The 10,661-nt window shown below is 58.6% G+C and carries 12 protein-coding genes and 1 tRNA gene; 8 read left to right on the plus strand and 5 right to left on the minus strand.

Annotated elements, in window-relative coordinates; all coding sequences use genetic code 11:
• Positions 1-84: 84 nt before the first annotated feature.
• From O4H53_RS07805 to O4H53_RS07815, 3 genes are read left to right on the plus strand one after another with little or no spacing between them, the layout of a single operon-like run.
• A complete protein-coding gene (locus O4H53_RS07805; protein WP_269362699.1) occupies positions 85-783 on the plus strand; it encodes a TRAP transporter small permease in 699 nt (232 codons plus the stop codon).
• Complete coding sequence (locus O4H53_RS07810) at positions 783-2,192, plus strand: TRAP transporter large permease (protein ID WP_269362701.1); 1,410 nt, start codon at positions 783-785, stop codon at positions 2,190-2,192. Before O4H53_RS07805 ends, O4H53_RS07810 begins: the two co-directional genes overlap by 1 nt.
• 35 nt (positions 2,193-2,227) lie before the next feature.
• Positions 2,228-3,001, plus strand: coding sequence for an IclR family transcriptional regulator (locus O4H53_RS07815; RefSeq protein ID WP_269362703.1), 774 nt, complete (start codon positions 2,228-2,230; stop codon positions 2,999-3,001).
• Here O4H53_RS07815 and O4H53_RS07820 read toward each other — a convergent pair.
• The gene (locus tag O4H53_RS07820; protein WP_269362726.1) at positions 2,981-4,207 is read right to left on the minus strand and encodes a winged helix-turn-helix domain-containing protein; all 1,227 of its coding nucleotides are present in this window, start codon (positions 4,205-4,207) and stop codon (positions 2,981-2,983) included. The genes O4H53_RS07815 and O4H53_RS07820 overlap by 21 nt on opposite strands.
• Positions 4,204-5,238, minus strand: a complete 1,035-nt coding sequence (locus tag O4H53_RS07825) for a LacI family DNA-binding transcriptional regulator (protein WP_114273807.1) — start codon at positions 5,236-5,238, stop codon at positions 4,204-4,206. Before O4H53_RS07825 ends, O4H53_RS07820 begins: the two co-directional genes overlap by 4 nt.
• Positions 5,239-5,360: 122 nt before the next feature.
• Here O4H53_RS07825 and O4H53_RS07830 point away from each other — a divergent pair.
• The 4 genes from O4H53_RS07830 to O4H53_RS07845 all read left to right on the plus strand — a co-directional run bounded on the left by O4H53_RS07830 (position 5,361) and on the right by O4H53_RS07845 (position 8,431).
• A tRNA-Arg gene (locus O4H53_RS07830) sits at positions 5,361-5,437 on the plus strand.
• Positions 5,438-5,592: 155 nt separating this feature from the next.
• Positions 5,593-6,447, plus strand: a complete 855-nt coding sequence (locus O4H53_RS07835) for a hypothetical protein (protein ID WP_269362706.1) — start codon at positions 5,593-5,595, stop codon at positions 6,445-6,447.
• A 41-nt stretch (positions 6,448-6,488) separates the two neighbouring features.
• Complete coding sequence (locus O4H53_RS07840) at positions 6,489-6,917, plus strand: plasmid mobilization protein (protein ID WP_269362707.1); 429 nt, start codon at positions 6,489-6,491, stop codon at positions 6,915-6,917.
• Positions 6,911-8,431 carry a relaxase/mobilization nuclease domain-containing protein gene (locus tag O4H53_RS07845; protein ID WP_269362709.1) on the plus strand — a complete coding sequence of 507 codons (1,521 nt, stop codon included), beginning with the start codon at positions 6,911-6,913 and terminating at the stop codon, positions 8,429-8,431. The genes O4H53_RS07840 and O4H53_RS07845 overlap by 7 nt, the downstream gene beginning before the upstream one ends.
• 34 nt (positions 8,432-8,465) lie before the next feature.
• On the opposite strand, the gene O4H53_RS07850 is transcribed toward O4H53_RS07845, so the two are convergent.
• The 3 genes from O4H53_RS07850 to O4H53_RS07860 all read right to left on the minus strand — a co-directional run bounded on the left by O4H53_RS07850 (position 8,466) and on the right by O4H53_RS07860 (position 9,785).
• Positions 8,466-9,107, minus strand: a complete 642-nt coding sequence (locus O4H53_RS07850) for a hypothetical protein (protein WP_269362710.1) — start codon at positions 9,105-9,107, stop codon at positions 8,466-8,468.
• 93 nt (positions 9,108-9,200) lie between these two features.
• The gene (locus O4H53_RS07855; RefSeq protein ID WP_269362711.1) at positions 9,201-9,491 is read right to left on the minus strand and encodes a HigA family addiction module antitoxin; all 291 of its coding nucleotides are present in this window, start codon (positions 9,489-9,491) and stop codon (positions 9,201-9,203) included.
• Between the two features lie 12 nt (positions 9,492-9,503).
• Complete coding sequence (locus tag O4H53_RS07860; RefSeq protein ID WP_269362713.1) at positions 9,504-9,785, minus strand: type II toxin-antitoxin system RelE/ParE family toxin; 282 nt, start codon at positions 9,783-9,785, stop codon at positions 9,504-9,506.
• 227 nt (positions 9,786-10,012) lie between these two features.
• Here O4H53_RS07860 and O4H53_RS07865 point away from each other — a divergent pair, with 227 nt between their 5' ends.
• On the plus strand, positions 10,013-10,579 hold the full coding sequence (locus O4H53_RS07865) for a hypothetical protein (RefSeq protein WP_269362715.1): 567 nt from the start codon (positions 10,013-10,015) through the stop codon (positions 10,577-10,579).
• Positions 10,580-10,661 lie beyond the last annotated feature (82 nt).

Consider the following 10,661-nt stretch of genomic DNA (forward strand, 5'->3'; position numbering starts at 1 on the left):
AGGGACCGGCCCCACAGGGGCCGGTTTGATACCACCACGCCATCGGGAGGGATGGCGCAATATATTTTCCGGGGAGGAAGGCAGATGTCCATCTGGGCGGACGCAACCACGATCATCACCTCAACCCTGAGCGGCGACATAGATTATTCGAGCGTACAGGCCTATCGGTCGGAGGCGGCCTGGTGGGTGTTCGGCACCATGACGGTACTGGGTGGCATCCTGGTCTATTACATGTACCGGGCGGTTCCCTTTCTTGACCGGCACCTGGAACGGACCATCGTGATCTGGACCTATATCGTCATTGCCCTGATCATTTTTGTCGGGGTGATCCAGCGCTTTGCTGCGGACATCTGGTGGATCCCGCAGGCCTGGCACGGGCAGGTGGCCTGGTCCACCACGGTCCCGCCGCTGCTGTTCATGGTGATGGCCTGGTTCGGCTGCGCGTTCAACGTGCGCTTGCGGACCCATCTCAGCTTTGCCGAATTCCGCACCAACATGCCGCCAAAGCTGCAAATCCTGACGCTGATCCTGGATGCGGTGTTGTGGATGGGCTTTTGCATCATCGTCGTCACCACGACCGCGCGGGTCACCGTCAACAGCTATAACAACTTCCAGATCGTGCTGGGGACCGACAACCTGATGCAATGGATGTTCCTGATCACTGTGCCCATGGCCTTTATCCTGATGGCCGGCCGGGTGATCGAGAACCTGCTGGAGGATCTGCGCAATTATCGAGAGGGTCGGCCGCTGATTCAGCTAGCTGTCATCGGGGGGGATGTCTGATGACCGACGGAACCTGGATCACACTGATTTCGCTGGGTGTCACGCTGTTGTTCATGCTGGGCACGCCGGTGTTGCTGGTCATCTTCTACTGGGTTGTCGGCTGTTCCTTTGTCATGGGGCTGACGCTGGATAACACCGGTGCGGAACTGCTGAACGTCTTCAACAAGGGCTTTGCCCTGTTGGCGATGCCGCTGTTCATCCTGACGGGGGACCTGATCAACAAATCGGGGATTGCCCGGCGGTTGTCGGATTTCGCCTATGCCTGTCTGGGCTGGATGCGCGGCGGGCTTGCCATGGCCTCCATCGGGGCCTGCGGGCTTTTCGCCGCGATTTCCGGGTCGAACTCCGCCACCACGGCGACAATCGGGTCCATGCTGCATCCCGAGATGGTCAAGGGCGGCTATGACGAACGGTTTTCCGCAGCGACAGCGGCGGCAGGCGGCACGGTCGGCATCATCATCCCGCCGTCGATCATCTTTATCGTCTACGGATTCCTGATGAACCTGCCGATTTCTGATCTGTTCATCGCAGGCATTGTGCCCGGCACCCTGATGGTCCTGGCAATGATGGCGGCATGTTTCATCATATGCACCGTGAACAAATGGGGGTTTCTGATCGCGCTGAGCCCGTGGCGCGTCTTCAAGACTGCCGTTGGTGCCTGGCTGGGCTTCTTTGCCATCGGTCTGGTGCTTTGGGGCATCTACACCGGCAAGTTCTCTCCGACCGAGGCGGCAGGGGTCACGGTGGGTTTCTGCATCATCGTCGGGGTGCTGTCCTGGCCCCTGAACAAGCTGATGGGCAGCAAGCCCGACACCCCGGTGGAGGCGAAATCGCTCGCCTCCATGGTGGTTGTCGAAGGGTTCACGCCGCTTGATATCCCCGCCATCGTGGTGCGGTCGGCACAGATCACCGGCATCCTTGCACCGTTGATCGCCGTCAGTGTGGTAATGCAGCAGATCCTGTCGCTGCTGGGCGCGCAATCGGTGATCTCGGGCTTCGTGACGGGCATGGGAGGCTATTACCCCGTGCTGTTCACGGCGATGGCCATCGTCTTTGTCGCGGGCATGATCCTGGAATCCCTGCCGGTGACGATCATTCTTGCGCCTATTCTCGCACCCATCGCCCATTCCGTGGGTGTCGATCCGATCCAGTTTGCGGTGATCTTCCTTGTTGGTGCCTCCATCGGGTTTATCACGCCACCCTACGGGTTGAACCTCTACGTCGCTTCCGGTGTGACAGGTGTGCCTTATTTCCGCTTGCTGCGTTACGCGACGATGTATCTTGGATCGCTTGTTGCAGTGTGGATCGCAGTCGCGTATTTCCCCTCTCTATCGAAAACGCTGCTGTCCGGCGGTTACCTGTACGAGCATTTTCCGATCTGGTTCGGGGCTCTTACCTTCTGGAACTGATCGGTGTGCGGCATAACCCGGACGGATGAAGCGCAATGGATGATGTCGGCGAACGCGAAAAGGCGATACCGACCAATTTGCGCCTGCTGCTCTTGCTGGAAGAGATCGCGCGTGTCGGGGCACCGATGACGCCGACCGCCGCGAACGAAGTTCTGGGATTGCCGAAACCCACGGTGCACCGGCTGTTCCACAGGCTTGAACAGGAGGGGTTCCTTCAGCGCGACATTGACGGGCGGTCCTATTCCGCGGGGCAGCGGCTGCGCAAGCTTTCGGTCAATGTCCTGTCCTCCAGCCGGTTGCGGACCGTGCGGCTGGCGGTGCTGAACGCGCTGACCGAAGACGTTGGCGAAACCTGCAACGTCGCGATGCCGGACCGGGACGGGATGGTCTATCTCGACCGGGTCGAGACGAAATGGCCGCTGCGCATCCAACTGCCTGTCGGCACAACGGTTCCCTTTCATTGTACCGCCAGCGGCAAGATGTACCTGTCTACCCTGCCGCCGCGGATGTTGGGCAAATACCTGTCGTCAGCAGCGCTGGAACCGCAGACATCAAGAACACTCACCGATCCCGACGCCCTGCATCGCGCCATCGAAGAGGTGCGCAAACGTGACTATTCCACCGATGACGAGGAGTTCATGGAAGGCATGGTCGCTGTCGCCGTTCCGATCTGGGACGATCAGCGGCGGCTGATGTCCACACTTTCCATCCACGCCCCGACGCAGCGTGTCAGCATCGGCGACCTGGAGGCGCATCTGGACCGGCTCAGATCCGCTGCCGCCGATCTGTCAGAGATAGTTCTGCGCTGAAGGGCGCAGCCAGCCGTCCTCAAAAGCGACCTCGCTGACACCGGCAAGCTTGCACAGTTTCTCCAGTTCAGCCTCGAAGGCGCGTTGCCGTCCGCTGCCCCAGCGTGTCCTGCCCTCTGGCCACAGCGCGCGGACGCGCAAGACATCCTCGTCGCGAAAGGCCTTCATGTCGACACGGCCAACGATGCGGTCGCCTTCGAGAATGGGAAAGACATAGTAGCCAAAGGTGCGCTTCGCTTCCGGCACAAAAACCTCGATCCGGTAGTTGAACCCGAACAGCCGTTCTGCACGATTGCGGTCCCGCAGGGCCGGATCAAAGGGGCTGAGCACCCGCAAACGGCTGGTGGGCTCCTTGTCGCCTGCCGGATCCTGATCAAGGCCTGGCCGCGCATAGGCAAGTTTGACGGACCCGTCCGCACCGGTGACCTGCACCTGTTCCAGCGCGCCTGCCGCCAGCGCCTCTGCGCACCAGTCGCGGGCCTCTGCCGGGGTGACATGATCCCAGAAGGCGGCGATCTCGGTATGGGTGGCAAACCCCAGCCGTGCCAGCGCCTGATCGCAGCACCAGTCGATCGTGGCCGCGACATCGGGGCAATTCGCGGGGTCGTGCAGATGCTGCTCGATCACCCGCTCCGTCAGGTCATAGCGTTTCTTGAACCCGTCGCGCCCGACCACACAAAGCGCGCCAGAGCGCCACAGATACTCCAGCGCAGTCTTGGAAGGGTGCCAGTCCCACCAGCCGCCGGACCCGCGTATTTCATCCTTTCCGACATCGGATGAACACAGCGGCCCCTCGGCTGCGATCTGGTCCAACACGTTCTGAAACCGTTTCTCAAACCCGTCACGCCGCCAGTTGCGCCACCGCGCGCGCAGTTTTTCGGCGTCGCGCTGGCGCCTGAGATTCCACTGCGGATAAAAATCCATCGGAATGACAGCCGCATCATGTGTCCAGTGTTCGAACAGCGCCCTGTCACGTTCGTACAGGTTCTTGAGCGCCTTCGGCCGGTATCGTTGCCTGCGCGAAAACAGGATCAGGTCATGCGCGCGGGCCACGGTGTTGATGCTGTCCAGCTGCACAAAGCCAAGGTCATGGATCAGCCCGTGCAGTGCCGCACCCCTTGCTTCGCCGACAGGGGGGGCGGACAGGCAGTGCCGGTCAAGGAATATCCGCCGCGCCTGGCCGTTGCCCAGGGTCAGCATGGTCAGCGGCGATGGCGGCGCAGGGTGTCCCCGTAGGACAGGGTCGGCGTCATGGTCACCTGCGTCGGCACATCCGGGTCCGGAGTCTCGGAGGTGTAGTTCAGAACGATCTTTGCCGCAGCCTGGCCAATCTCGCTCCGGCAAGCGTCCATCGTCGCCAGTTGCCGTGGCAGCCCCTGCAACAGCTCGACCCCGTTGAAACCGGCCAGGCCGATCTGGCCCGGGATGTCGATTTTCTGGTCAATCAGATACAACAGGCCGCCTGCGCCGATCATGTCGTTGGAGTAATACAGGAAATCCAGATCCGGAGAGCGTTCCAGCATCTCCTGCGTCATTTCCCGCCCCTTGGCCAGCGCGGACCCCCCGGAATAGAACGCGCGATCCTCGATCTCCACACCCGCCTTGGCCAGTGCTTCCGTGAAGCCTTCGAACCGTTTGCGCGCGCGGTGGTCCAGCGGCATCTTGGTCCCCATGAAGCCGATATGCTCATATCCTTCCTTGAGGATCGCATTGGCCATCTCGCGCCCCGCCCGGCGATGCGAGATACCCACCATCGCGTCAACGGGCCGGCCGTCAGTGTCCATGATCTCAACCACGGGAATGCCAGCGTTCTTGAGCATGGCGCGGGTCGCGTCAGAATGTTCCAGCCCGGCGATGATCACCCCCGACGGCCGCCACGACAGCATTTCGTAAAGCACCCGCTCCTCTTTTTCGGGCAGGTAGTCCGTTACGCCGACCACGGGCTGCAGCGGCGTGTCCTCAAGGACCTGATTGATGCCATTCAGAACTTCGGGAAAAACCATGTTCGACAGCGACGGGATGATGACCGCCACCAGGTTCACCCGTTGAGAGGCCAGCGACCCAGCAATCTGATTTGGCACGTATCCCAGCTCCTTTGCCGCCGCCAGCACCCGGTTGCGTGTGGCTTCCGATACATCCCCCCTCTTGCGCAGAACTCTGCTCACGGTCATTTCCGAGACGCCACAGGCCTCGGATACATCGCGGAGGGTAAGCGGCCGTTTGGAAGATGTGGTCAAATTTTCATTCCTGATTACTCAACAACCAGTTAGCGCGAAGCATGGGCAACGATCAAGCGCAGGCTTTGTTTTCGTTTCTGCCGATGACAAGCCCGCCGCACTGCGCTAGACCCTTCCCCGGCGGTCCCGTGGCTCAACTGGATAGAGCAGCCCCCTCCTAAGGGGCAGGTTGCAGGTTCGAATCCTGCCGGGGTCACCAAAAACACCTGAAAAATATGGCTTATTTACAGGGCTTTGTGCAAGAGCGTGCAGAAAGTCCCGTGAGCTTTCGGGCCGAATTCTGCTGAAACGGCGGAATTCTCGTACAAAACCTGTACAAAATTCGCACGTCTTTGCGCACTTTGGGGCTTTCCAATGAGCTGGCGAGTTGCAAACACATGCGCGGAACGGAAGTTCGGTAGCGCAACGCGCAAGCAGATCATCATGTTTCTGGCGGACAAGGCTAGCGATGATGGTTCCGGCATTTGGTGTTCGAAGGGTACGATTCAGCGACACACCGAGCTTGGCGAGACCACAGTCAAGCGAGCCATGCGCGCGTTTTTGAAGGAAGGCATCCTGGTCGAGACCGGTTCGCGCACCTGCAAGAACGGATTCACCGTCGTTTACCGGATCGATCTGGCCAAGGTCGAGGCGCTGGAACCGACCGCAGAGCCCGAGATTGAGACGGGGTCCACAATGGCCCCCGTCCAGTCTGGCCCCGGTACGGGGGCCACTGTGGCCGGGGTACCGGGGCCACCACGGCCCCCAAACCATCCTAAAACCATCCATAAACCACCTACGCGCAAGCGCGAGGCAGTGGCGGATGAAGAAGCTGAGAAGATCTTGGCGGCGTATCCAGCGGATCGCCTTCGAGGCAAAGCGGCCTGTCTTGCCCAGATCGAAGAGGCCATGAAGGAAGGGATTGCACCGGAAGACTTGCGGCAGGCCGTCCAAGCCTATGCCACCGACAGCACAGGTTTCACCCGCTCCAAGGTCTGCTTTTCCGACAACTGGTTCCAGTCGCGGCGCTGGCAGGCCTATGTCGAGAGGCAAGCCGAAGACCGAGAAAAGGCGGCAGCATTGCAGGCCGACCACCATGAGCGGCTGGCCTGCTGGATCAGTGATCGCAGCCCGATGTGCAAACACATCACGGACACCCAAGTGACGGCTTTGCTTGCCTCAAAATTGGTGACACAGGCCCAAATCCAAGCCGCAGGCCTCAGAGCATGACCGCCACCGATCCCACCGAAGAGCAAACAGCAAGGCGACCCATGTCATACGCTGGCGCTGCTGACACGGGACCTTGCGAGGGGCGGCACGCCTCCCCTTCGAACCCCACCGGCGCGGGCAAACCCCGCACCAAAGAGCCGCTGACCGAGACCTTCGTCTTTCGGTGCACCGCCGCAGAGAAGGCCCAGTTGCGCGCAAAGGCCGAGGCGGCTGGTCTGCCCGCCGCGACCCTTCTGCGGGAGGCGCTTGGCCTCACCGAAGCCCGCCGTCGCAAGCCCATCCCCCGCGTCGATCCGGCGTTGGTGCTGGCGGTTGGCCGCATAGGCGGCAACCTCAACCAGATCGCCCGCTGGCTGAATCGCGCGATGCTGGTGGGCCGTGTCGATCTCGATGCGCTCACCGTTGCCCGCCGCTTGCTGACCATCGAGCGCCAGCTTGCCCAGATCGTCGAGGCCGCACGCAGATGCTGATCAAGTTCTTCCGCAACGGCAAAGGCGCGGGCGCTGGTCCGGTCGGCTACCTCGTCGCGGACAAAGTGCTGGCCTACGACGACAACCGCGACTTGATCCGCGGTGCAGACGGCCAGCCTGTCACTGTCACCCGCGAACCCTTGCCCGAGGTCCTGCGCGGCAATCCTGACCGCACCGAAGCCCTGATCGACGCCAACCGCCACCAATGGACCTACCGGGCAGGCGTGATCAGCTTTGCCGCCGAGGATGCTCCGACCGAAGAACAGCAGGCCGAGGTCATGGACCACTTCGAGCGGCTGGCCTTCGCGGGGCTGGACCCGACGCAATATGACGTGCTCTGGGTCCGACATACCCACGAAGACCGCGTCGAGCTTCATTTTTGCACGCCGCGTTTGGAGCTGACCTCGGGCCGCAGCCTAAACATTGCGCCGCCGGGCTATGAGAAAGCCTTCGACAGCCTGCGCGATGTCATGAACCAGCGCCACGACTGGGCCGATCCGATGGAGCTAGAGCGGGTCCAAGAGGTCCGCGACACCATTGAGACGTCAACGCGCGCTCAGGGCCGCGACGAGCTGCATGCGTGGCTTCAAGACCAGATCAGCGTCGGCCTGATATCGGACCGCGCAAGCATGCTCGATGCCCTCGCCGACGCAGGCTTCGACCTGCCCCGCGCAGGCAAAGCCTACCTGACCGCCCAAGACCCTGACACCGGCGAGCGCTGGCGTTTGAAAGGAGAGATCTTCCATGAAGACTGGCAAGCCGACCCGGCTGAGCGAGAAGCTGAACGCGGAGCTGGAGACGATCAGGCAGGACTACGCCGCCTCGATGGCATCGCAATTGGAGAGCTTCAGGACCGATTTGAACAGCATTGCGACCAACGCGCAGCATACAATCGAGATCGATACCCGCACCTTTCTGAGGCAGAACAAGAGCTGGCTGACGATCTCGCCCTGGCTGATCACGGGGACGTTCTTGGCGGGGATTGTCTCGATGATGGCCGCGAGCTTGCTTTGGACGCTGATGCTAGCCAGCTCGGAACTGACGGACTTGGGCCTGACGCGGATCGACAGGGAGGACGGGACCTGGCTGGTGCTGGATCCGACCAAGACACGCCTGAGGACCTGCACGCTGGGCGGCAGATCAGTGACCTGCATCAAGATCGAGGAGAATTAGATGACACCCCTGACAGCCTTGGAACGCGACTTGCTCGCCTGCGTCGAGCGGCTGGTGACGGCCTGCGAGGTCTCAGCAAAGGAATTGAGCGGGTTAGAGGAGCGCTCGACGACCAGGATGCAGAGCCAGATGGATGGATTGGCCGCCTGTGTGTTGGTGCTCATTCAATCGCAAACGGCGTCCGTGGCTGCGTTGCACGGCTTGCTGAACGAGGGCTCGAACTACGGGAAGCTGCGCACGCAACTCGAGACCAGCTTGAAATTAGTGAAAGCCGCCGAAGAGAGGTTGAGACAGAGCTAGAGACGCGGGAGGTCGAGATGGATCGGGGGCTGACGCATTGATGTGATCATCCTCAGCTAAGGATCTTAAAAAAACTCATTGTTTTTGAGTTATCGCTCCCTGCGAACATTTTTCAGTTTGTTCGACGCAATCATGTGGGTCTGCGTCAACTCCAGTCGCCAACTCAGCTCCATACCAAATAATCAGGATTGCGCTTAGAAATGTAAATACTGATGTGAAATTCAAAGTCAGTCTGTACAGCTTTGTTCGAAAAAACACTTCTTTTCTAAAACTTCTTTCAACCTCTTGAGCCAGCTGATTTCCTGTCTTGAACTTCTCTCCAACCGTCGGAAAGTTGTCAGCCCAAAAACGCAGAAGTCGTAACGCGAGTAGTGCCAATACCACAAACAGGAAAAGCAAACCAACAGACAACCAGTCTAGGGTCGATGAGGACTTTGTCCCCAAAAGCAGAGCGTTAGCTGCAATCATGACAGAGATATGAGTTAGCAGCGCGCTTGCTTTCCCATCAAGGACTGCAAAAATCTGAAATGAAGCTTCGGTGACAGATGATCCTCTAGCATCAAAATGTGGTTGGACTTCGTCGCGGATTATCTTCTCCCGTGCCTTGTACTTTGCCTTTTGTTGTTCTGATGCGGTGTCTGGTACCGTTTCGGGAAGTCCGGTCAAAACGCGCCTCAAGAACCGGTCAATCGCAACAAACTCTTTGTCCAACAGCATATTTGGCTCCAAAATTGAAAGGATAACTACCGCAGACGGTAGGCTGGCCTCCCGAACAGCGCTGGAACGAGAGATCGAGTTAAGGCTGACGTATTAAGCCGCGACTAATGGCTCAATGTTAGAGACATCGATTTCTCTTGCAGCTACGGCCATGTCGTAATTCGTCTGCAGGTTCACCCAGTAAGCCGGGGTCGTATTGAACACGCGAGCAAGCCGCAGCGCCGTGTCAGGCGTGATCCCGGTCGTGCCCTTGATCAACCGCTCAATCCGCGTCCGAGGCACGCCCAGACGCCGCGCAAACGCGATTGCCCCCATGTCCAGGGGATCAAGGTAAAGCTCTTTCAGGACTTCACCGGGGTGCATTGGTTCTTCAAGCAGGCTCATCAGCGTATCCTCTCAATGGTAATCGACAATCTCGACATCGGCGGGGCCGTTCGGCGTCCAGACAAAGCAGATGCGCCATTGCCCGTTGATCCGCACCGAGTGTTGCCCCGCTCGATCACCTTTCAGTTCTTCCAGGTGGTTGCCGGGCGGGAACCGCAAATCTTCCACAACAACCGCAGCATCCAGCGCCGAAAGCATCGCCCGCGTGCGCTTCACCAAGTCACCGGGGAAGCCTTTGCCGTACTTGCCTTTTACGGCACTTGCAGCGAGCTTACCTTTGGTGCTTTGGATCATACGCGTATGTATCAATACAAGATACATGTGTCAAGGTGTGATACCAGCCACTGCGTTCAACAAACCCCAACTGGTCCAAACATCTGGCATCATATTCTGAAGTGGCACGCGCTGTGCTTATACATTACCATGTATCACAGCCGATCACGCAGACACATCTTTGCGTCTGAAACAACAGGGGAAGATCAAAAATAGACCAGTTTCTAGAAAATTCTGTTACCACACATGTGCTGTCTTTTTTTATTGGTTTTGCCACATCATTTTTCTTTTGGTGGCTTCTAAACCATAAGTGGATCCCAAAAATAACATTTGCGGATGAATTGGCCCGACTTGAGATTGATAACGAAAACAATATTTATCTTTCTGCGTTTGAAAACTCAGGCAAGCGAGATGTCTTGGACGTATCAGTCTTGACCCGAATAGGGGTTAAGAACTTCAACGGTGCAAGGGGCTGGATTTTCTTCAGCATCAAAACCAATGCTAATCAGATCCCTGTTCTTGATCCGAAAAGGCGAGCTTTAGTGCGCGTGTTTGACAGGAGGGATGGGCTTGATTTTGTGGACCAACCACCCTCTGGCTTGAGGCAAAAATTGGTCAACTGTTCGAGTTTGGAAGGCATTTTTGACATATGTCCAGAGGTTACGCTCCAGCTTCACGTATTTGGTTACGACAAATTCAGCGGCGCTAGGAGGCACTACTCATCACCACGCTATTCTAAGCCCAATGTTAGAATTGGTCGTTACAAAGGATTACTAGTTGTAGGAAGCAGCTCGAACGTACAGAATTCAGATTAATGTCCTAGGCTCTGGACCCATTGATTTCTGCATAGCGGCATGATTCACGGTTCAAAAACGAGCGGTGAACATGTCTGATCTA

This window comes from Sulfitobacter sp. G21635-S1, from assembly GCF_027213915.1.
Lineage (GTDB): Bacteria > Pseudomonadota > Alphaproteobacteria > Rhodobacterales > Rhodobacteraceae > Sulfitobacter.